Below are 21,529 nucleotides of genomic sequence, written 5' to 3' on the forward strand. Positions count from 1 at the left end.
CGCTTCGCAGGCACGCGCACATTCGGCATAGCGCCTGATAAAAGACCGTCAGCAGTAAAGCGCATGGGCGAGAGAGACCGTTTCGCGACGGCCTCTCCTACGTCCGCTCCGCCGTTATCGGCTGTCGTCAGCCGTTTTGAAAGCCCCTGAGGTGATCTGCCCTTTTGGGACTAACCGCGCTTAGAGAATTCCTCGGCTGCGATACGAACCGCCTGCTGTGTCGCGGGATAGCCGCTGTAAGGAGTGAGGTTTATGAGCGTTTCCAGGATTTCTTCCCGCGTCGCGCCAACGTTCAACGCGGCGTTGATGTGCACGCGAAGCGGAATCTCTGCCGTGGCAGACCCAACGGCTGCTAGAGCAGCGCAGGCGCTGAGTTCCCGAGACTTCATGTCGATTCCGCTCCGCGAGAACACTTCACCATAAGAATGCTCGACGATCATTCGACCGAGATCAGGTGCGACATCATCGAAACTGCGGACCACGGCATCGCCCGATGAACCGGACGTCTTTGCAAGCGTAGCACGCCCGCGTTCCAACCGGTCTGCGCGGCTCTCGACCACGGCGGGTGGGGGCACGTTTGCCGCAATCGTTGGCGACCCGGCAGCGAAGATATCCTTGGCGACGGCGAAAGCGTTGAGCGCTGCCGGAAAACCCCGATAGACGCTGAGCTGGATCAGCACCTCGATGATTTCCTCTCGCGTCACGCCATGGGCAAGCGCGCCGGCGAGATGAAGACGGAGCGCCGCCGCACGATTGCCGCTGGCAGCAAGCATCGAGATGATTGCTAACAGTTTGGCTTTTTGGTCGAGGCCGTCGCGCGCCAGCATTTCACCAAAGGCGAACTCGATGGAGAGTTGCGCGAGGTCAGGCGAACCGGCAGCAAAGCCATCGAAATATGCCTGCACATCGCCTCCAGAGAGCCGGTCGAGCGCCTCCAACCCGGCCTGTCGGCGTGTCGATCCATCGCCTGCGGAGGGCTCGATGGGTTCAAAAGCGAGCTTGCGCTCAGCGAACACCGCACGAATAAGGCCGATCGCATTTACCGTTGGCGGGAAGCCGAGGAGCGCTACAGATATAAACATGAGTTCGATGAGCGCCTTCGGCTCGCCGCCGGCGTTGAGGAAGCCCGCCATATGAAACTTCAACTGCGGCTGGGCGCTTCCGTCGGCAAGTAGCATTGAAATAGTGCACAGCTGACGCAATGGGAGGTCGAGACCTGGCCGCGATAGAACGTCTCCGTATGGGTATTCTACGGTGAAACGAGAAAGGTCGACGGATGTCTCGGCAAGACTATTAATCGGCGCGTCGAAATTCTCTCCGCCAATCTGCCGTAAGATTTCAAGACCGCGCGAATAACGACTAGCTTGAGATGTTGTTGTCATTGCATATGCCTTCTGATTGACCGTGGCGAGAGTCCCGCCCACGGCGACAAGGGCAGCTCCAAAGAACTCTGGCCGGGTGCGGTGCGCTGTGCTCGGTTATTGCCGCGTTAGGGCGACACGACATCGGCGATCTCTTTCACGAAGCGTCCCGGACTTGGCCGCGAAACCAAAGAAGGCATCGCGGAACTAGCCATAGTCGAAGGCGCTCGACAAGGAATGCTGGTCGCGCCCGCCCCACACCAGGCACAGCCGGATTTGATACAAACCCTCGGAACGTGACCTCTGCAGTCGAGGGTTTGTATCGTCGGAGCCGACGCTAATGCCGGCTGATCCCAGTCATCGCGAATTGAGAACTCTCGGCTACTTTTGCTGTGCTGGTATCGCCTACAGCGCGATATCCTATCCTACTTTACTCCACAGCACGCCCCTCACTCCCACTCGATTGTTCTTGAGTATGGCAACGCCCTGATCTAACGGCGCAATTTTTTCTACACTCAATGGAGAACCAACGCAGCGCGCGCTCGGCCTCCCCTTGAATGCCGCTAATCCGTGTGTTACATACTGAACCACATGGTTAAGTATGGTCGGATCCGCTTCGATGCCTCGTTCGCCGCGCTCTCGGACGCCACCCGACGCGGCGTTCTGGAGCATCTCGGACGTGCAGACGCTTCGATCACGGACCTTGCCGAAAAGTTCCACATGACCCTCACGGGCATGAAAAAGCATGTCGGCGTCTTGGAGCAGGCGGGGCTCGTGACCACGGAGAAGGTCGGACGCGTGCGGACCTGCAAGCTCGGCCTGCGCCGACTAGAGGAAGAGGCGGCATGGATCGAGAGGTACAACCAGCTCTGGGACGCACGCTTCGACGAGTTGGATAAGGTTATCGAGGAACTGAAACAGAAGGAGAAGGTCGATGGACGCAGGAACTGAGAGTGAGCCTACCCCCATGAAGAACCGCACGACGGTGGAACGGAAGTCCGAGCGTGAGCTAGTCGTTACGCGAACCTTTGACGCCCCGGCGCGCATCGTGTTCGAGGCGTGGACCAAGCCCGAGCTGTTCAAGCTGTGGTGGGTGCCGAAGTCGATGGGCATGCTCCTGCGTTCCTGCGAAATGGATGTTCGTGTCGGGGGCAAGTACCGTCTCGAGTTCGAACCCGATGCTATGGTGTTCTTCGGCACGTACCTCGAAGTGACAGCGCACTCGCGCCTCGTCTGGACCAATGAGGAAGATGGTGAGGGTGGGCCCGTGACCACGGTGACCTTCGAGGAAAAAGGTGGCAAGACGCTGCTGGTCCTGCACGAGCTCTATCCCTCGAAGGAAGTTCTCGACGCTGCCGGCACCGGGGCGGCGGATGCAATGGTCGAGACGTTCGAGCAACTGGACGAGCTTCTTATCACCCTGGGCGCGAGCGTGGGACGGTCATGAAGTCGTCGATCTCGCGGGTCGGCCGCTTGGCTCTTCACTACGCGGAAGAGAACCCCGACGAGGTCGTCGCCGCCCTCTGCGGACCTACGAGACCATCATCAACCTCATTGGCAACACGACCAACCGAGGTGGTCTCGTCGTGCGCGTCCGCCTCAACCACCTTTTTGCGCGCCATTCTACGCTGGAGCACTACCGCATTCGGAAACGCATTCTGAGGCCGACGTGCGCGGTGGGCCGCAATCAAATGTCCTCGTCGAGGATAGTTCGGCCGCTCAGTCGGAACGGTGGTAGCGCCAGAAGCCTGACCGCCATGCTGATTGCAAAGCTGGCATCGCTTAGTAGATGGTGCTCTACCGGCGCTGCGAGTCCAAGACGCGTCGCGATAGATTTACCGGATCATTGATGTTCCGATAGTGCGAAAGTGGATTTCGAAGAGCCATGAGGCGTCGAAGGTTAGCGGCATCCTCTTTCGTCATGATCTGACGCAGCTGACCGGCCAAAGACGCCCCTCAGGGGAGAGGGGCCCCGCGTTTCCGTGGCACCGGCCCGCAACCTTCATAATATGATGGCCCGCGGCAACCGGAGAAGGGCATCTGTGCTCTCAAACCAGCATCGACTGCTGGGCGAAGATGCCCGCCATCGCGCCGTGCGATGATGCCGTGGTGACCGAGGCCATGAGGGGGTTGGCGAGGTCGCCGGCGGCGTAGATGCCGGGCATGCTGGTTTCGCGGCGCTCGTCGACCTTGAGGGCGATGCCGAGGGGCGTATCCACCGTGGCGAGGCCCAGTGATTCATGCAGGCTTGCGGACGGCTTGTTGCGCGGATGGGCGAACAGGATGTCGACTGCGACATTGCGGCCGGTATCGAGATTGACGGTGGCAATATGGCCCCCGTGATGGGCGATCTCGGTGATCCGGCCATCGACGACAGGTATGTTGCGGCGCGCCAGATCGGCCCGGATATCGGGTGGAATGTCGTGACCATCGGCGAAGAGCGTCAACGTGTCGGTCCAATCGTGGTACAGCCTGACATAATTGTGCGACTGCGGGCCGGACCAGACGAGGCCCCAATGCTGGCCGGCGACTTCAAAGCCGTCGCAATAGGGACAGGGCACGATGGACGTGCCCCAGCCTTCGGCAAAGCCCCGAACATCAGGCATCTGGTCGGCGACGCCATAGCTCAGGATCAGGCGGCGCGCCCCAAGGCTTTCGCCATCGCCAGTGAGGACGGAGAAATCGTCGATGGCGCCGGAGACGCTGTCGGCACGGGCACTGACCAGCCTGATCGTGGGATAACGCGCCAGCTGCTGCCGCGCCTCGGCCAGGATGTCCAGAGGTGGCTTGTGATCGTGACCGAGCAGGCCATGCGAGTGGCCGGCGAAGCGATTGCGCGGCAGGCCGGTATCGAGAACGGTGACCTTGCGGCGGGCACGGCCGAGCTGCAGGGCGCCGGCGAGACCGGCAAAGCTGCCGCCGATGATGATGACGTCATCCATGGTGATAAACTCCGTGTTGTGGATGGAGGGGGGTTGGGCTGGGCCTGGCGCGAATATCGTCCAGCGATACGCGCTCGAGACCGGCAGCGAGCAGGGCTTCGGCATCGACGAGAAAGTCGCCCATCACTGTGTTGACCGGCCGGACAATGCCGCATTCGATATCGCCGGGCGCCCGGGAAACTTGATTTGGAGGACAGGTTGAAACCTACCCATTGGCTTGCACATTTCAGATACTACATGGTATCGTAATGCAAGAATTAGGATACTGTCAAGTACGGGAATTGTCGTGACTGTAAACAGCCAGGGCCGGCGCGGCCGGCCCGCCAACGAGGCGCTTGGCCAAACGATAGTCGACGCCGCGTGCGAACTCTTTGTGGAATTGGGTTTTCAAGCGACGACATTGGACAAGGTCGCCCAGCGGGCGAAGATATCCAAGCTTAGCATCTATCGGCACTTCGAGAACAAGGAGGCGCTGTTCAGCGCGGCCATCGCGACCCGCTGCCATCAGTTTGCACCACAGGCTCTTTTTGAAGGCGTCGACGGTTCGGCCGAAGATCAGCTCATGGCGGTGGGATTACTCCTGCTTCGCACGCTGTTGAGCCCGGACGTCCGCAGTGTCGAAGCCATGATCATGGCCGACAAGACGAATCAAAAGTCGTTAAGCAAGCTCCATTACGAAGCCGGTCCCGCCCATGTCATCGCCCAAATCGAGGCCCTGTTGCGTCAGTTGCACGCGAAGGCGGTTCTGAACGTGCCCGATCCTCTCCGGTCCGCCCGCTTGTTTGCTGCGCTTTTCAAAGGATCCGATCTCCTGATTATCGCACGCTTCGATGAGGCGAGAGCAGAGGACGACAACGAAATCGAATCCTATTGCCGGTCGGCCGTCGCCATGTTCATCGCCGCGCACGGTGGCAACGACCACGCGGCCGGATAAGCATTTGATTGCTCCGGGCAGCTTGGCCGGGACCGTCGTCCAGGCGCTTCGTCATATTGGGCCGGCGCGCGCAGCCGACCTTGCACAGATCGCGGCACCTCATCTTTCTCTCAAACGATTAAAAGACGCTCGCATCTACCGCGGTCCAAGCTCCCGGCTGGATGCGGTCGACGCTTCTCTCCATCGCAGATCCGGCAGCAGTCGGGACAACATTTGATAGGTGATGCGACGGTGCCATCCGACGATATGCGATCAGGTCCGGAACACCGATCGGTACCGCAGCCAAAGCTGCACGCCACGATTTTTCGTTGAGGACGCACCATCGTAACTCCGCCAGGCCAGAAGTGAGAAATCGTCGCCTTATGCTCTTCCCAAAATGGCTGGCCCAGTCATGAGTTTCAGGTCGGATTCCGCGGCGTTTTCCAACATCCATGGACAGGCATAATAATCTTCGATGCGATCGATGACGCGACCGGCGACATGGACACGAACCGGCCACGCGACCTGCCACCGGTCGCCTCGCTGGAAGAGCACGATCAGGACAGGCTCTCCGTCGATCGCCCCCAACTCCATGGTCCACGTCTCCGGGTTCCGCTCGTATTCGACGAAATAGGGAGAACTTCTGAGCAGGCCGTCGAAGCAGTCGGCGACCCGCAACCGAGCATCGGCGCTGGTGAGGCTCCGCACGCCATCCCAGTCATGGCGGTTGAAGAGGTCAACATAGCGCTGCAAGAGCCCCGCGGTGTCGGGATCAAGCGGACGGTTCGGTTCACCGGCAGGTTCAGGGGGCAAGTCGGCGAGCTTCGCCCGTCCGCGGGAGAGCGCGGATTTGACGCCCCCAACCGTCGAGTCCACGAGTTCTGCGGTCTCTTCCAGCGAATAGTCGAACACGTCCTTCAGGAGGATGCAGGCGCGCTCCTTGGGCGGCAAGTGGCCAACCAGCCGTTCGATGGCGCGGCGTGCATCGGTCGCCGCCGGCTCTGCAGAGACAACGCCGATGTCGCCCGAATAGGCGTGCTCCGCGCGCTCGCGCACATCGCGTCGCCTCAGAAAGTCGATGCAGCGATTGTGAGCGATGCGAAACAGCCAGGGCTTCAGCCGGCGGGCATCGTCGAGGGTCTCAATGTTCGTATAGGCCTCGAACAGCGTCTCCTGCACGAGATCCTCACCGTCGAGGCGTGAGGCCGTCATGCGGGCGCAGTAGCGATGCAGTTGGGCGCGGACGCCTGACACCGTCTCGAGGAAGGCGCGATATCGCGCATCGAACAGGCCGGTCGGTCGCTCGGGCATGTCCTTCAGCTGCCACATCTGGGTTTCAATTTGCCAGCCATGCGACCTCCTGACCTTCCGGGCGTGTTTCCGCGGTTGCGGCCAGACCAAGCTTGGGGCGAACCCATTGTGCCAACCGCGCGATCGCGTCGTCGGCTTCGGGAGCGCGGCCGGCCATCATCTGGAACGAGTGCAGCATCCCCGGAAATACGTCTATGCGCACCGCGACGCCGGCGGCTTTCGCGCGGTCGGCGAGCGCTCGGCTGTCGTCGAGCAGGGTTTCGTCTCCGCCCACTTGCAGATAGATCGGCGGCAGGCCCTTCAGATCGGCAAAGATCGGGCTGGCGAGTGGATGCCGGGGATCGGTCCCTGCAAGGACTTGCGATACCAGCATATCCACGACCGGCTTCTGGAAGAAGGCGTCCTTCTCGCGGTTGCTTTCATAGGAGTGCCCGCTCGCCGACAGATCATACCAGCCAGAGATGCTGAGGATCGCAGCCGGCAGCGGCCGTCCCGCATCACGGAGTTTCATCGTCGCCGCAACGATCAGGCCAGCACCAGCGGAATCGCCTGCAGCTATGGTGTGCTTCGGCGCGACACCCTGCTCGGCGAGCCATTCGAACGCGGTCACGGCCTGCTCGATTTGGCGCGGAAACTTGCTCTGGAAAACGTAGTCGTACGTAGCGAGCAGAGCGTAACAGCCGATCGCCTTAGCAAGGTGTCCGACCATCTTGCGATGGGTCCAGATCGATCCGCCGACATAGCCACCGCCGTGCAGGTAAAGCATGACCCGGTCTTTGGCTGCCGTTTTTGGCTGAACCCACAGCGCGGTCTTGTCGCCGACGTTCGTCTCGACGTAATCGACGCCGCCCGGTTCTGCCGTCAAAACGGACCACTCGGATGCTTCCTGTGGCGATTCTCGACCGCTGCGGAAAGCCTCCGCGAGCGTTTCGTAGTGTATCTTGTTCGCTAGGCTCTGCTTGCTGTTCATTTGTCACGCTCCAATTCGTCCAGGAGGGCGATGTCAAGGATGACCGTGCCCATGAACAGCTAAGACGGATGAACCCAGCGAAAGGATACGTGGCCGGCAGATGCAACGCCTCGCCGGTGGCAGTTGCCGCGGACCCCGGGTGTCAAACCCAGCAAGGCTAGGCTGCTCCACCCTTCTCTGTGGGACGTTCGTTCCAGACATTCGTCGATCGGCCAGACGCTTCGTCTATGCCGTCGCCGGGTGGCCGGGGGCTGGGACTATTGACTATTATGGCCGAGCCAACATCGCGTTAAACTCCTCGTCACTCCCACTCAATCATCAATTAAGGCCGTACCTGATTGTTTCAATTACTTAATTTAAGTCACACAACCAGTGAGTACCGTCAAAAATACCGTCAGATTCTTACGCTGTTGAAAAGACTGAAACAATGTGGTCGCTGCCGCGGTATGCACACTTTTGATTGCATCATTTGCGAGCTGCCATTCGGCGAGGTAAAGCTGGAGTTCTCAGAACACAACAAGGACGGTGTTTGCTCATGCTCGACAGCTCTAGGTTCGAGTAGACGCGCGGCTGTATCGGGGGGAATGGGCTGGTAGGAAATGGATGTCGTGCCGCATCACTCTGTCGATCGACCAAGCTTCGCATTGCCTCATCTGCTGCTCGTGGCGATGGCCCCCGATCGGAGATGCGCTATAGGAACACGCGAATTTCGATTCTGCCCTCAACTCTCGGGACCACTCACTCTGAGTAACAACGTCACGCCGATCCCACCTTCCGACGCTATTTTGCGGCAATGCGGCCAGTAAGCGCCGCGCCCGTTCGCGATTTCCTAGTGGTGAAAGTCTGACATTTGGTACCCCACGCGTGGAGCAGCTTAGGCTGAAAGAGCACGTTGCACGACAAATAAACCGCCTATCAGCTAACCACGGACCAGATGGAAGGTCAGCCCCGCAAGGCGGTTTTGGATTTCCCCGAGACCTTGCCCAGTTCCGCTTCCCATAGATCGAAGGGGCTCGCGACAATGGCCACGGACTTTTCCTGACGCAGCGCGGCGCGGCTTCCAGCATCCTTGCCACGAACCTTGTCTCGACCTTCCACAATTCGGTCATGGCGGTGATCGAACCCGTCGCGGCCCTGCGAGATCCCGCTGATGTGCAGGTCGTAGAATTTGCGCCGCAGGTGAGCCCAGCACCCGGCGAGCCGGATTGTTTCATTGCTGCCGGCTTTGTCCCGTGCCTTGACCAGGTTGGTATAGGCCGAGTAGCCATCCACTTGCAGGATACCGCTGAACCCGGCGAGGTGGCGCGCGTGAGCGAATGGCGGATGCCGGTCACAACTCCTGGCGCTCTTTAACTGCCAAACCAAGCGCTTGGCTGAGTGGCACCGCCTTGGAGAACAGGAAGCCCTGAGCGGTTTTGCAGCCAAGCTTGTGCAGAGTTTGCCGATCCGCCTCTGTCTCGACGCCCTCGGCCATGACCTCGATCCCGAGCGTCCGACCAAGATCGATCACGGTTTTGACAAGCAGCCGATCCTCCCGCGATTTGGCTAAACCGCGAATGAAGCCCTGGTCTATTTTCACCTTCCTTATCCGACTGTCCTTGAGCGATGCCAACGTGGAAAAGCCGGTGCCGAAGACATCGAGCGCGATGGAAATGCCGGCATGTGAAAGCCGTCCGAGCTTTTCATCGACCCTGTCCGGGTCCACGGGCGATTCTTCTGTTATCTCAATTTCGAACATCGTTGCAGGGAGGTCCTTTGCCGCCAGACCATTCAGAACCATTTCGTCGATATCGCCGGCCTCCAATTCGCGCGGTGAAACGTTCATCGTCACACGAACATCACGACAGTCAGCTTTCACCAAGGCGTCGATAAAAGCGCAACATTCGGAAAATACAGCTTGAGTTAGCAGCTGGAGCATTCCGGTTTCGCGTGCCGCTGTCATGATTTCGGGCGGAGAGATGGAACCGTGAATCGGATGGGACCACCTTAGCAACCCTTCAAAACCGATCACAGCTTCGGTGTCGAGTCTTACGATTGGCTGGAACCAAGGGCCCAAGCTTCTCGTCTTTATCGCCGAATGAAGATCGCGTTCGATTGACTGGCGGCGTTGCAGTTCCCGGTCGAGCTCGGCATCGAACAGGCAAAATTCGTTCCTGCCACGGCGCTTAGCTGTGTAAAGGGCGATGTCCGCCCGCAACAACATTTCCGTCAGCCCCGGGTTTTTAGCCGAGTATATTCCTATGGATGCCCCGATCCGGACGGAGGCGACGCCAGGATAGGGGCGAGCAAGCTTGGATATGAGATTGGATGCGAGATTGCTGGGAGAAGGCGAATTTCTAAGCGAGGAAAAAACCAGCACGAATTCATCGCCACCGATGCGGGCGAGCGTTGAGCCCTCCGGTGCTTCTTCCTCTATTCGGCGGGCGATCCTGGCAAGCAGCTCGTCACCCGTTCTGTGACCGTAGGTATCGTTGACAGATTTGAACCCATCCAGATCAATCAGCATGGCCACAAAGGGCCCATCAGTGTTCTCAAACTGATCGATTGCATGTTCGAGGCCGCGCCTGTTGAGGAGCGCGGTAAGATGGTCCTCCCTGGAATTGCGCTCCATTTCCGCGGCAAGCCGCTCGGCTTGATGTCTCAGGCGGCTCGCGTCACGGAAGCGCGCTTGTCCAACGAACGAGGCTCGAGCCAGGCCGCCCTCGAAAAGCAGGACGGCAAAAGCCAGAATGTAGTTTTCCAGGGTTCCCTTCGTCAGCAAGCATGCGGCGGCAATGAGGAGTGGCGGTGTGATGAAGTATATCGCTGCCGCAGCATATGAGCTGCCGTACGTGACCGCGCCAGCTGAAATGCCCGCCAGAATTATTAGATGCAGCGATGCTTGAGACGTCGTGTACCCAGCCGTTAGGACGGCAAGGAATGACCAGGTGAATCCCGCCAGAAGAGCAAGCCTGCCAAACCAGCGAAGCCGCAGCCAAACCCGTGTCAGATCATCCTGGACTCCGGGTTCCTTCAGCTGATGACGGGCGAGTGCAAGGCGGGCGGCATTTATCGCATTAACGACCGAAAACCAGGCCGCGCCAGCAAGACCGTTCCCGGAAAGGGCCTGCACGGTCAAAATCAGCCCGGACAGCACAATGCTTATCGGCATTGAGACGAAAAGGCCTGCCCTCAGATCAGCGAGCTGGTCCTGAAGGATTCTCGCCTCCAGCGGATCTTCTTTTTCCAGGGCTGGACGGGTCAGCTTGCTTACTCCTGCTTGTCCGCAGCCTATGCAGCCCCCCTGAAGGACGGGTTAATTCTTCAATCGGAGATCAGCGTCGGGAGCAGGATTACTCCGGCGCATGATGCACTCTCTCCCATCGCTCGCCCAGCACATCGCGCAAAATGCAACTGCTGGTGCAGTATCACCGCTGGAGCTCCGCCGAAATCCCATGCCGGACAAGGGGAACATGTTGGGCAAAGCGAAGCCCCAGATGCCTTGCAAGCCGTGCCGCCAGGTGGTCTCTGGAGTAGAGTCCAACCAGTATGTTCGTTGCATGGTAGAGCGGCGCCGCCGACAGGCGCAGCCGCCTTTCGTATATGTGCAGCATGTCGGGGTCGCCAACATTGCGGCCGTCGCGGCACGCAGTCATGATTCCACGGGCGAGTTGCTTCTGGCTGCTGAGACCGATGTTGAATCCGTGAGCGGTCACCGGGTGCATGCCGATGGCAGCGTCGCCGATGAGTGCGGCGCTCGGGGCCCGGAATTTGTGCGCCCAGGTCGTGACCAGCGGATAGGTATGGCGCTTGCTTGCCAAGGTCATTTTTCCAAGGCGCCCTCGACACAGTTTCGTCAACTCCGACAGGAACAAATCGTCATCGAAGGCAAGCAGTCTATAGGCCTCGTTTGAGCGCAATGTGAGCAGCAGCGACGACACGCCCTCCGCGAGGGGCAATATCGCTATCGTCTGATGGTGATCGAACCATTCGATGGCGATCTGGTGGTGGGCGCGCTCGTGCCTCACTCGGCAAATCAGCATCGAGTGGCCAAGCCGGTTGATATCGGCGCCGATGCCCAGCAGATCACGCGTGGCGGACAAACGCGAATCCGCGGCAACAACAAGCCGAGCAGTTAAACGCGCGCCATTAGAGAGCGTTACGACTGCTCCTTCTTGGCTGTTTGTTGCATCGACGACCGAGTGGCCGCACAACAGCCGGGCGCGATCCTGCAAGCGGACGATTTTGAACAGCGCCTCGCGGATCCGGCAATTTGGAACCAAAACCCCCAGCGGTTCTCCAGAGTTGCTGGGAGGATCGAAACGAAGAGCGAATGCGCTCGAGCCGTTGAGCACGCGCGCGCCTTGAATTGCTGATTTGTCCGAAGCCGGGATGACATCCCAGGCGCCGAGCTCGCGAAGGGTTCTGATCGAAGCGTTGGTCAGCGCGATTTCGCGACCATCGAAAGCCGGATTCGCCAGACTATCGAATGTGTTCTGTTCAACAACTGCCACCTTGAGTTCGCTTTGGGCAAGCGACGCAGCGAACGAAAGGCCGACCGGCCCGGCTCCAACGACAACGATGTCAAAATTGTCGTCAGAGCCCATCAGCGTGCCGCCATCCCGTCGGCTATCCTCGTGTAACGGTGGAACTGAGCCGACTGACATCCGCTGAGCTCCGTGCCCGCCGCCAACGCGTATGATGCTCCGCAGCACATTGACATCACGAGGATCTTCGGCGCTGGATCCGAGCCTTGGAACATTTCTACGAAGTCAGCCCAAAGAAGGCTACCTCGCCCACTGGACGAAGCGATCCCGTCTCCATTGCCGTGCCCAGCGATGTGAAGCACGTCGCACTTCGCCTTGTTCGCTTGGACTACAGCCTCACGAAAATGCTTTCGGTCCAAAGCAATGTGGAGCTCCGCGCGGATGTTGACAGTCTTTAGCATCTTCTGTGTGATCGGTCCGTCCGCCCTGTCGGCGAAGTAGTCATTCGCGTTGTGGCAGTCGATGATGTGAACGGCGCTCATGGGATTCTGCCTATTATTATCGTCGTGACGAGTGGATACCACGTGCGGAACACCGTGATCTGCGCTGAGTTTCGGTGACCGCATTGCTGCAAGGCGCAGGGCCGGAAATTGGCATGGATCGGCAATGAAGCATGCAACCCATCAGAGGTGGACGCGTCTGGCCGCGATACATAAGTCATGCATTCTCCTTCGAAGACTGGCCTATAAAGCACCACTGATGCGAATATGACCCTGATCTGGATCAGCCAGGGCACGATCAACCGGCACTGGTAGTTCACGCTCGGGTGATCGATCGCGACGCTCAACTTGTTACCCGTGCGCACAGTGCGAAGCTCGTCCGGCCGCGCGAGGTACTCTCGCGGCATCAGCCGCCTCATACTGGGTGCATGGGAAGGCAGTCCTTCGCACGACAGTGGATTTTCACAAATCAATGTAGTGCCCAGCTTAGGTCAAGCTGGTCATGGAGCATGGACAGCTTGTTCCCGACCGAGCCGGCTCGACTGACGAGCGGGATCCGCGCATCTTATGCACAGCGGATTGAAATCAGCGTCCCGGTTTGTCGTCCCGATCAATTAGTATCCGCTCGGCGGCTCCGTCGAGATCTTCGTATTGACCGCTTCGCAATGCCCAGACGAAGCCGGACAGGCCCAGTGCACCCAGAAAAAGGGCCACTGGTATGAGATAGAGCAAGGTCGTCACGAGGATTGTGCCGAATAGCCGACTGCGGAGCGTCTGACTTTTTGAATAACTTGCACCGTCGCATTCGCCATGAAGCCGTGCAAGCGCAATGCGTTTCCAATAACAAGCAGCGATGAGGCAGACATGGCAATCGCCGCTATCAAAGGCGTGACGTGCCCGAGGATGGCGATTGGTACTGCCACCGCATTGTAGACGATTGCGATTGCGATGTTCTGCCGGATCAGGTTTCCTGCCTTGCGCGAGACGCCCAGGGCGAGCGGCACCGCCAGGAGGCTTTCGCGCAGGAAGACGAAGTCTGCCGCGTTGCGGCCAATGTCGACGGCGGTGGCCGGTGCGATCGAGACATGCGCCGCGCTCAGGGCCGGCGTATCGTTGAGGCCGTCGCCAACCATCAGAACCTTGTGCCCAACTTTCGCGAGGGTTTCGATGCGTTCGAGCTTGCCCGATGGCAGCAGGCACGGAACGAAGTCGTCGATATCCAGCAGCTTTGCCACTTCGGCGCAGGCTGCGGCGGTATCGCCCGACAGCATTTGCATCGACACCCCGGCATCGTTCAATCGCTTGATCGCCGCCGCCGCGTCGGCGCGCAGCGCATTCTCGAAATCGAAGGTCGCGACAATGAACCCGTCTTTTGTCAGGGCCGTTCCACCATAGCCATGTTTGCCTTCACCTCCGGTCCGGGCCTTCCATCCAGCCCATCCGCGTCGACCCAGCCGCCAGGTGCTTCCGGCGACAGTGGCTTCGATCCCGAACCCCGGATGCTCTGTGACGGCATCGAATTTGTGTTGCCCGCCAGGAGCGGCAAAGCCGGTCATGGCCTTTGAAAACGGGTGACGCGAATGCGCGGCCATGTCGGCGGCGATTGCCAGCATGCCCGGATCAATCGAGTCCGCATTGACCAGCCGGGGCTGGCCGAGCGTGAGCGTGCCGGTCTTGTCGAACACGGCAGTATCGATCGCCGCGAGGCGCTCCATGGCCGAACCGTCCTTGACCATGATACCGCTCTCGAAAAGCCGCCGCGCCGCGACCACTTGGACGATCGGCACGGCGAGGCCGAGCGCGCAGGGGCATGTGATGATGAGAACAGCGATGGCGATCGTCATCGCCCGGTGCCAGTCGCCGGTCGCCGCCATCCAGCCCAGGAATGTCACGAAGGCGGTGAGATGAACCAGGGGCGCGTAGAGTGCCGACACGCGATCAGCGATGCGGCGATAGTGCGCGCGACCGCCCTCGGCGGATTCCATCAGCCGAACCATCTCCGCCAGGAACGAATCCTTTGCGGCGGCTGTCGCCTGGATCGTCAGCGGGCCGGTAAGATTGAGCACGCCGGCCTGTACTGCTTCGCCCGGCGCCACGTTTTTCGGCGTGCTTTCGCCTGAGGCCAGCGAGCAGTCGAGATCCGACGTTCCCTGGATGATCTTGCCGTCGACGGGGATCCTCTCACCGGCCGCGATCAACAACCGCATGCCTGGTTCGATCTCGCCGACCGGCAGATAGTCGCGCGCGCCGTCGCCGCGCATCACCATTGCGCCACGCGCGGCCATCTGAGACAGGCCCTTCACGGCAGTCCGGGCACGCTCCCGCATCACATGATCCAGCGTGCGCCCGATCAAAAGGAAGAACAGCAGCGATACCGACGCGTCGAAATAGGCGTGGTCGCCATGATTGATCGTCTCATAGAGGCTCATGGCATAGGCGAGCGAAACACCGACCGCGATGGGCACGTCCATATTCATGCGACCATGGCGCAAAGCATTCCAGGCCGAACGGAAGAAGATTCCGCCGGCGAAGGCGAGGGCAGGAATGGCGATCAGCGCCGAGACCCAGTGAAACAGGTCGCGGGTAGCACCTTCGGCGCCGGACCAGACAGAGACCGAAAGCAGCATGATGTTCCCCGCCGCAAAGCCGGCAACAGCGACAGCGCGGATCAGTTCGGCAAGCGTCTTGTCCTTGTCATCGACCTCGGGTGTGAACAGATGCGCCTCGTAGCCCAGCCTGCCAAGCGCGGCGACGAAGGGTGGCACCTCGTCTCCTCGCCACCGGACCGCGACCCGCTTCGTCGACAGGTTGACGCGCGCGCTTTCGACGTGATCGAGCTTTCCAAGTGCCGCCTCGATCGTCTGGATACAGGCGGCGCAATGAACCGTCGGCACTGAAAGATCGGTCTGCCGAAGATCATCGCCAAGCGATCGGCTCGCCAACCTGATCTCCTGGCTGGATGGCAGGACCGACGTGGCGCCGTTCAGATCCAGCGCCATTTCAGCGCCCGGTGCACAACAGCTCATTGCAGCGCTCCATGAGAAATCATAATCCTGCGGACGTCGCGATAGGGTCGTGTCAGGCCGGCATCGGTGTCGACTTCGACGATCCAGACGCCGTCCTTCGGCATATGCTGGGCGGCGAACTCCTGGCCGGAGGCGAGGGCGAGCGTGACGGACTTGTCCTCTTTCTCGTAGGCGGGATGACGAAACAGCACCTTGACGCCGTGCAGAGGAACCGGCTTGCCTGCAGCGTCGGAGAGGCTGTAGCGGACTTCGCCCCATGCGATGGTCAGCTTGCCGGTCCAACCGAGCGCTGCTTGAGCGCGGCCGGCCTCGGCCTCCTTGTTGAATTGCTGGCTGGCCACATAGGTGTTCTCGACGACGAGGCCGGTCCAACTCGTATTGGCGAGCGTGGCCATGGTCAGGTTGACCGCGATGACCACCCCGAAGAAGGTGAGAATGATGGCCAGCATGTGCCTGCCGGTGAATTCGCGAGGCTTTTGGGCATTGGCGGTCATTTGGCAGCCTCTGGCGCGTTGAATGTGGCGGCGTACTCGTTCGACTCGAAGCTCGCCTTATCCTCGACACGGAACTTGAAGGTCTGTGCCGGGGCGTGGATCTGGTCCGCCGGTTGGCGAACGAAGACCTTCAACGTTTTCAGGCGGTCGGGTTCGACCGGGATGGCGAAAGACCGGCCGGCCGGGATGTCGTCGCCGACGACGACCATGTCGGCACCCTCCAGACCCTGCATGGTGACGACGATTGTCCTTGGCTCAGGGATCATGTTGAGCAGCTTGACGCTATAGCCATTGCGGATGGAGCCATCGGATAGTGTGACGAATTGCGGATTGCGGTCATGCAGCACGTTCAGTTCGAGCCGATCGCGCGTCAGCAGCGAATAGAGCAGGCCCAGCCCGATCAGCGACCACAAGCCCATGTAGACGTAGGTGCGCGGCCGGAAGATCTTGCGAATGTGAAAATGCGCCACCTGATCGGAGAAGGTGCCGACAGCAGTCCTGACCAGCGACGGATTGATTGAACTGGAGCCGCCTGCGGTCGCCAGCATCATGTTGGCGTTGTAGTCGGAGAGCGTCGCGTAGGAGATCAGCCCGCGCTCCTTGCCGAGCTTGTCCATGACGCCGTCGCAGGCGTCGATACACAGCGCGCAGGTAATGCATTCGAGCTGCTGGCCGTCGCGAATGTCGATTCCCATTGGGCAGACCGCGACGCAGGCATTGCAGTCGACGCAGTCGCCGACGGACTGCCCCGAGGCTTGCACCTTCTTGGCGTGGCGCGATCGCGGCTCGCCGCGCCAGTCATTGTAGGTGACGGTGAGCGAATTCTCATCGAGCATGGCTGCCTGGATGCGCGGCCATGGGCACATATAGGTGCAGACCTGTTCGCGCATCAGGCCGCCGAAGGTGTAGGTCGTCGCCGTCAGCACGGCGATGGTGATGTAGGCGACAGGTGCGGCGGTACCGGTGAAAAGCTCGCCCACAAGTGTTGGTGCATCAGCGAAATAGAAAATCCAGGCGCCACCGGTCGCCGCCCCTATGACAAGCCAGATGGCGTGTTTCGAGACCCGCAGCATCAGCTTGCGGGCGGTCCAGGGGCCGGCATCGAGTTTCATGCGGGCGTTGCGGTCCCCCTCAATCGCACGCTCGACGACAAGGAACAGATCGACCCACACGGTCTGCGGACATGCATAGCCGCACCAGGCACGGCCGACAGCAGAGGTAATCAGGAAAAGTCCAACACCGGCCATGACCAGGAGGCCGGCCACATAGAAGAATTCCTGCGGCCAGATCTCGATGAAGAAAAAGTAGAAGCGCCGATTGGTGAGATCGAGCAGCACGGCCTGGTCCGGGGCAAATGGGCCACGATCCCAATGCAGCCACGCAGTCAGGTAATAGATGCCAAGTGTGATCGTCATCACCAGCCATTTGAAGCGGCGAAAGTTGCCCGAGGCGCGCTTCGGAAAGATCTTTTGACGCGCGGCATAAAGGGGCTTGCGGGTTTTGGCGGCATTGACAGTTTCTGTTTCGAGCCGTGTCAACTGCGTCTTGTCACGCACGTGCAACTCCACTTTCCCAGCCAATGTCAGGGGCACCTGTCGAAAAGCCTCGCGGTAGGACAGCCTTGCCGGGTTGTGCAGATCGCATTAGGAATGGTGTCGAGGCCCGGCTCGCGCCGGGCCTCGTCCGCTTGGCAGGGGTGACCGAAGAATAGGGCTTCCATTCCTATTCTCCGCCGCCAAGCGAATGGACATAAACTGCAAGTTCCTTGACCTTGATCTCGCCGAGACGGCCAACCCAGGCCGGCATGACGCCCTGCTTTGGCGCACGAACCTGGGCGGCGATGGCCGTCTCGCCGGACCCGTAAAGCCAGATCGCGTCAGTCAGGTCGGGGGCGCCGAATTCCCTGTTGCCTTTTGCATTGTCGCCGTGACAAGCGACGCAGTTCTCGGCAAAGACCTTGGCGCCGGGTTGGATCAGACTTGCATCGCGGACCTTGCCGGAAAGGCTGGCCACGTAGGCGCTGACTTGTGCGATCTGGTCGGCGGTGATGATGTCGCCGAAGGCCGGCATTTCTGACAGTCGCGTGTCCGGATCGGAAGCAAAGCGGAGGCCGTGCGTGATCGTCTGCTTGATCTGGTCGGGGCTGCCGCCCCAGAGCCAGTCATCGTCATTCAGGTTGGGAAAGCCCTTCGACCCCTGAGCGCCGGAGCCGTGGCATTGCGTACAGTTGACCTTGAACGCGGCAGCCCCGGCAGCGACCGCGAATTCGCGCAAGGCATCGTCGGTCAAGATCTCCGAGACGCTCTTTGCCTGGATGGCTGCAACATACTTGCCCTTGGCGGCCTCGGCCGCGGCAAGGTCGTTCTTGACGTCCTTACGGCTTGAATAGCCGAGCATGCCCTTGGTTGCCGAGGTCAGCATCGGCCATGCCGGGTATGCGGTCGTATAGACGAGCGCCCACGCTATGGTGACGTAGAAGGTAATCACCCACCATCGCGGCAGAGGATTGTTGAGCTCCCTGATGCCGTCCCATTCATGGCCGGTGGTTGAGACGCCGGAGACCTCATCGATGTGCTCGTCGCTCATGATCACTCGTCCTCGAGCGGAATGCGGGCAGCTTCGTCGGCCAGCCTTCGGCTGCCGGGGCGTAGGGCAAAGGCGATGCACCCGACGAAGAACAGCGCCATCGCAACCAGGCCCCAGCTGTCGGCAAACGCCCGCATCAAATTGTAGGTCATCAGCGTTCTCCTCAGCGGTAGCCGGCGGCTTCGTCGTAATTTTTGAAGTCGACCAGTGTGCCAAGCATCTGCAGGTAGGCGAGCAGGGCATCCATTTCGGTGACCTGTTGCGGGTTGCCGTCGAAGTCGCCGATCTTGACTTTGGGGTAACGCGCCTCAAGGCCTGATGTGTCGGCATTGGGATCGGCCTGCGCCGCCAGATCCGCATTGGCGTGCGCGATCATGTCATCGGTGTAAGGGACGGCTACACGCCTGTTGGCGACCAGATGCGTCGAGAAATCCTTCACGTCGATCGGCGTGTCTTTCAGGAACCCATAGCTCGGCATGATCGATTCCGGCACCACCGAGCGCGGGTCGGTAAGATGCGCGACATGCCATGCATTCGAGTAGCGGTCGCCAACTCTGGCGAGATCCGGCCCGGTGCGCTTCGATCCCCACTGGAAGGGGTGATCGTACATGGACTCGGCAGCCAGGCTGTAGTGGCCATAGCGCTCAACTTCGTCGCGGAACGGCCTGATCATCTGGCTATGGCAGAGAAAGCAGCCCTCGCGCATATAGATGTTGCGCCCGACAAGTTCGAGCGGCGAATAGGGGCGCATGCCTTCCACCTTCTCGATCGTATTGTCGAGATAGAAGAGAGGCGCTATCTCGACGATACCGCCGACCGTCACCACGAGCAGCGAGCCAACGAGAAGAAGCGTGGCGTTCTTCTCGATGATTGCGTGTTTGTCCATCAAGCCCATTACCTGGCTCCTGATCGCGCAGGTCGGATGGCGACGGGGCTCGGCATCGGCTCCTCCTCGCGCTGGTGGCCGAGGATGGTCATGGTGATGTTCCAGGCCATGATAAGGGCGCCGGAGAGGTACATGGCCCCACCGATGGCGCGCATGACGTAGTATGGGTGCATGGCAGCGACGGTTTCGGCGAAGGAATAGACCAGGAAGCCCTGCTGGTCGTATTCACGCCACATCAGGCCCTGCATGATGCCTGACACCCACATGACCGAGGCGTAGACGACGATCCCGAGTGTCGCCAGCCAGAAGTGCCAAGTGACGAGCCGCAGCGAGTAGAGCCGGTGACGGTTCCAGAGCTTCGGCACCATGTAGTAGATTGCGCCGAACGAGATCATGCCAACCCAGCCGAGCGCGCCCGAATGGACGTGGCCGATGGTCCAGTCGGTATAATGCGACAGCGAATTGACCGCCCTGATCGCCATGATCGGGCCTTCGAAGGTCGACATGCCATAGAAGGCGACGGCCATCACCATCATGCGGATGATCGGATCGGTGCGCAGCTTGTCCCAGGCGCCGGACAGCGTCATCAGGCCGTTGATCATGCCGCCCCAGGACGGCATCCACAGCATGATCGAGAACGCCATGCCGAGCGTCTGCGCCCAATCTGGCAAGGCGGTGTAGTGCAGGTGATGCGGGCCAGCCCAGATGTAGAGAAAGATGATCGCCCAGAAATGGACGATCGACAGCCGGTACGAATAGACTGGCCGGTTCGCCTGCTTGGGCACGAAATAATACATCATGCCAAGGAAGCCGGCGGTGAGAAAGAAGCCGACCGCGTTGTGGCCGTACCACCATTGGGTCAGCGCGTCCTGGACCCCGGAAAAGGCGGAGTAGCTCTTGGAGCCCAGGAACGAGACTGGCATCGACAGGTTGTTGACCACATGCAGCATCGCGATGGTCACGATGAACGACAGGTAGAACCAGTTGGCGACGTAGATATGCGGTTCCTTGCGCTTCAGGATCGTGCCAAGGAACAGAATGAGGTAGGCGACCCAGACGATGGTCAGCCAGACATCCACATACCATTCGGGTTCGGCGTACTCGCGGCCCTCGGTGATGCCGAGCAGATAGCCGGTCGCGGCCATGACGATGAACAGCTGGTAGCCCCAGAAGACGAACCAGGCGAGATCACCGCCGAAGAGGCGGGCGCGGCAGGTGCGCTGCACGACATACAGAGACGTGCAAAGCAGCGCGTTGCCACCGAAGGCGAAGACGACACCGGATGTATGCAGCGGCCGCAAACGGCCGAAATTGAACCAGGGCTGGATGTTGAGATCGGGATAGGCGAGCTGAAGCGCGATCACCACGCCGACCAGCATCCCGACGACACCCCAGAACACGGTGGCGATCGCGCCGTAGCGGATCGGACCATCCATGTAAGCGGATGGGTCAATCGGAGCTGCTGGCTTGAACTCCGTGTTGCGCAACAGGATCGCAGTGAAACCAGCCACTGCGAAGAACAACACCCACATATGTCGGCGGAAAGGTTCATCCACGCCGAAGCCGGCGGCCACCAGGGCCGCAAAAGCGAACACGCTTAGAAGGACGATCTCTGTGCCGAATTTCATTGCAGATCCCGATCTCGAATCTGGTGGATGCCAAATCCGCAGCGCACTAATTGCGCAGCCGCCGCCCCCTCGCCCTGATCTATGTCAGGCCGCACGATTTTGTGTCGGCGGCGCAATCAGCAGGTGGCGAATGAACGAGGAACGCAGCGCGGGCTCACCCCCTCATGGAAGGCGTTCCCTGGGTTGGGCGGGCGCAGACGCGATCGATTGAGGCGAAAGCTGAGGCTCTGCGACGCGTTGGATGCTATTGCCGATGCCCTGCCAAACGTTGTTCGGATCCCATTGGAAACGAACGCGATCGTTCGGCCGAGCCGTGGCAGCTTAAGGACCGTGCTTCGCCGGTATGTGCCGAAACACACCTGGCGATTGGTCGTCGTCCCTATCAAAGCCCGAAAGCTGTCTGTCTCGACCGTGACGCCGCTTCTTCGAAGGCGCGGCGACATCGC

General features: G+C 60.3%; 18 protein-coding genes and 1 pseudogene. 4 read left to right on the forward strand and 15 right to left on the reverse strand.

The genetic code is table 11. The features are described from left to right. Positions 1–170: 170 nt before the first annotated feature. On the reverse strand, positions 171–1,382 hold the full coding sequence (locus NMG46_RS17540) for a carboxymuconolactone decarboxylase family protein (protein WP_254818895.1): 1,212 nt from the start codon (positions 1,380–1,382) through the stop codon (positions 171–173). A gap of 570 nt (positions 1,383–1,952) precedes the next feature. On the opposite strand from NMG46_RS17540, the gene NMG46_RS17545 reads away from it, so the two are divergent. Further along, positions 1,953–2,312: a helix-turn-helix transcriptional regulator gene (locus NMG46_RS17545; protein ID WP_254818913.1), complete on the forward strand. Its 360-nt coding sequence runs from the start codon at positions 1,953–1,955 to the stop codon at positions 2,310–2,312. Positions 2,313–2,328: 16 nt separating this feature from the next. Continuing rightward, positions 2,329–2,808 (forward strand): SRPBCC domain-containing protein, encoded by a 480-nt coding sequence (locus tag NMG46_RS17550; RefSeq protein ID WP_254818896.1) that lies wholly within the window; start codon positions 2,329–2,331, stop codon positions 2,806–2,808. 601 nt (positions 2,809–3,409) lie between these two features. Here NMG46_RS17550 and NMG46_RS17555 read toward each other — a convergent pair. Further along, positions 3,410–4,303, reverse strand: coding sequence for an NAD(P)/FAD-dependent oxidoreductase (locus NMG46_RS17555; RefSeq protein WP_254818897.1), 894 nt, complete (start codon positions 4,301–4,303; stop codon positions 3,410–3,412). Between the two features lie 286 nt (positions 4,304–4,589). Between NMG46_RS17555 and NMG46_RS17560 the strand changes: the two genes are divergently transcribed. Next, entirely contained in the window at positions 4,590–5,237 is a 648-nt protein-coding gene (locus NMG46_RS17560) for a TetR/AcrR family transcriptional regulator (protein WP_254818898.1), read from the forward strand. Further along, positions 5,236–5,461, forward strand: a pseudogene (locus NMG46_RS17565) (hypothetical protein); the annotation flags it as partial. The gene NMG46_RS17560 and the pseudogene NMG46_RS17565, both read left to right, overlap by 2 nt. Positions 5,462–5,597: 136 nt before the next feature. Here NMG46_RS17565 and NMG46_RS17570 read toward each other — a convergent pair. From NMG46_RS17570 to ccoN, 13 genes are all read right to left on the reverse strand, one after another. Next, a complete protein-coding gene (locus NMG46_RS17570; RefSeq protein ID WP_254818899.1) occupies positions 5,598–6,545 on the reverse strand; it encodes a sigma-70 family RNA polymerase sigma factor in 948 nt (315 codons plus the stop codon). A gap of 7 nt (positions 6,546–6,552) precedes the next feature. Further along, entirely contained in the window at positions 6,553–7,497 is a 945-nt protein-coding gene (locus NMG46_RS17575) for an alpha/beta hydrolase (protein WP_254818900.1), read from the reverse strand. A gap of 942 nt (positions 7,498–8,439) precedes the next feature. After that, positions 8,440–8,922 (reverse strand): transposase, encoded by a 483-nt coding sequence (locus NMG46_RS17580; protein ID WP_329609615.1) that lies wholly within the window; start codon positions 8,920–8,922, stop codon positions 8,440–8,442. Continuing rightward, the gene (locus NMG46_RS17585; RefSeq protein ID WP_236387765.1) at positions 8,828–10,648 is read right to left on the reverse strand and encodes a bifunctional diguanylate cyclase/phosphodiesterase; all 1,821 of its coding nucleotides are present in this window, start codon (positions 10,646–10,648) and stop codon (positions 8,828–8,830) included. The genes NMG46_RS17580 and NMG46_RS17585 overlap by 95 nt, the downstream gene beginning before the upstream one ends. 256 nt (positions 10,649–10,904) lie before the next feature. Continuing rightward, a complete protein-coding gene (ubiM, locus tag NMG46_RS17590; protein WP_189350574.1) occupies positions 10,905–12,086 on the reverse strand; it encodes a 5-demethoxyubiquinol-8 5-hydroxylase UbiM in 1,182 nt (393 codons plus the stop codon). Between the two features lie 962 nt (positions 12,087–13,048). Next, a complete protein-coding gene (gene ccoS / locus NMG46_RS17595) occupies positions 13,049–13,204 on the reverse strand; it encodes a cbb3-type cytochrome oxidase assembly protein CcoS (protein ID WP_084831491.1) in 156 nt (51 codons plus the stop codon). After that, positions 13,201–15,489 (reverse strand): cation-translocating P-type ATPase, encoded by a 2,289-nt coding sequence (locus tag NMG46_RS17600; protein WP_091595777.1) that lies wholly within the window; start codon positions 15,487–15,489, stop codon positions 13,201–13,203. Before NMG46_RS17600 ends, ccoS begins: the two co-directional genes overlap by 4 nt. After that, positions 15,486–15,983: a FixH family protein gene (locus NMG46_RS17605; protein ID WP_091595779.1), complete on the reverse strand. Its 498-nt coding sequence runs from the start codon at positions 15,981–15,983 to the stop codon at positions 15,486–15,488. The genes NMG46_RS17600 and NMG46_RS17605 overlap by 4 nt, the downstream gene beginning before the upstream one ends. Further along, a complete protein-coding gene (gene ccoG / locus NMG46_RS17610) occupies positions 15,980–17,539 on the reverse strand; it encodes a cytochrome c oxidase accessory protein CcoG (RefSeq protein WP_029354962.1) in 1,560 nt (519 codons plus the stop codon). Before ccoG ends, NMG46_RS17605 begins: the two co-directional genes overlap by 4 nt. A 166-nt stretch (positions 17,540–17,705) precedes the next feature. Then, a complete protein-coding gene (gene ccoP / locus NMG46_RS17615) occupies positions 17,706–18,569 on the reverse strand; it encodes a cytochrome-c oxidase, cbb3-type subunit III (RefSeq protein ID WP_029354960.1) in 864 nt (287 codons plus the stop codon). A 2-nt stretch (positions 18,570–18,571) separates the two neighbouring features. Then, a complete protein-coding gene (locus NMG46_RS17620; RefSeq protein WP_024502864.1) occupies positions 18,572–18,721 on the reverse strand; it encodes a cbb3-type cytochrome c oxidase subunit 3 in 150 nt (49 codons plus the stop codon). Positions 18,722–18,732: 11 nt separating this feature from the next. Beyond that, positions 18,733–19,464 (reverse strand): cytochrome-c oxidase, cbb3-type subunit II, encoded by a 732-nt coding sequence (gene ccoO / locus NMG46_RS17625; protein WP_091595781.1) that lies wholly within the window; start codon positions 19,462–19,464, stop codon positions 18,733–18,735. Next, positions 19,464–21,083 carry a cytochrome-c oxidase, cbb3-type subunit I gene (gene ccoN / locus NMG46_RS17630; protein WP_091595783.1) on the reverse strand — a complete coding sequence of 540 codons (1,620 nt, stop codon included), beginning with the start codon at positions 21,081–21,083 and terminating at the stop codon, positions 19,464–19,466. Before ccoN ends, ccoO begins: the two co-directional genes overlap by 1 nt. Positions 21,084–21,529 lie beyond the last annotated feature (446 nt).

This window comes from Mesorhizobium sp. LMG 17147, assembly GCF_024297145.1.
GTDB lineage: Bacteria > Pseudomonadota > Alphaproteobacteria > Rhizobiales > Rhizobiaceae > Mesorhizobium.

Bases quoted from the DNA above. Each gene is read 5' to 3' on its own strand.
- NMG46_RS17540 (WP_254818895.1), bottom strand. From the start codon at position 1,382: ATGACAACAACATCTCAAGCTAGTCGTTATTCGCGCGGTCTTGAAATC.
- NMG46_RS17570 (WP_254818899.1), bottom strand. From the start codon at position 6,545: ATGTGGCAGCTGAAGGACATGCCCGAGCGACCGACCGGCCTGTTCGAT.
- ccoO (WP_091595781.1), bottom strand. From the start codon at position 19,464: ATGGGCTTGATGGACAAACACGCAATCATCGAGAAGAACGCCACGCTT.
- ccoP (WP_029354960.1), bottom strand. From the start codon at position 18,569: ATGAGCGACGAGCACATCGATGAGGTCTCCGGCGTCTCAACCACCGGC.
- NMG46_RS17555 (WP_254818897.1), bottom strand. From the start codon at position 4,303: ATGGATGACGTCATCATCATCGGCGGCAGCTTTGCCGGTCTCGCCGGC.
- ccoN (WP_091595783.1), bottom strand. From the start codon at position 21,083: ATGAAATTCGGCACAGAGATCGTCCTTCTAAGCGTGTTCGCTTTTGCG.
- NMG46_RS17605 (WP_091595779.1), bottom strand. From the start codon at position 15,983: ATGACCGCCAATGCCCAAAAGCCTCGCGAATTCACCGGCAGGCACATG.
- NMG46_RS17600 (WP_091595777.1), bottom strand. From the start codon at position 15,489: ATGAGCTGTTGTGCACCGGGCGCTGAAATGGCGCTGGATCTGAACGGC.
- NMG46_RS17620 (WP_024502864.1), bottom strand. From the start codon at position 18,721: ATGACCTACAATTTGATGCGGGCGTTTGCCGACAGCTGGGGCCTGGTT.
- NMG46_RS17545 (WP_254818913.1), top strand. From the start codon at position 1,953: ATGGTTAAGTATGGTCGGATCCGCTTCGATGCCTCGTTCGCCGCGCTC.
- NMG46_RS17575 (WP_254818900.1), bottom strand. From the start codon at position 7,497: ATGAACAGCAAGCAGAGCCTAGCGAACAAGATACACTACGAAACGCTC.
- NMG46_RS17550 (WP_254818896.1), top strand. From the start codon at position 2,329: ATGAAGAACCGCACGACGGTGGAACGGAAGTCCGAGCGTGAGCTAGTC.
- NMG46_RS17585 (WP_236387765.1), bottom strand. From the start codon at position 10,648: ATGCCGATAAGCATTGTGCTGTCCGGGCTGATTTTGACCGTGCAGGCC.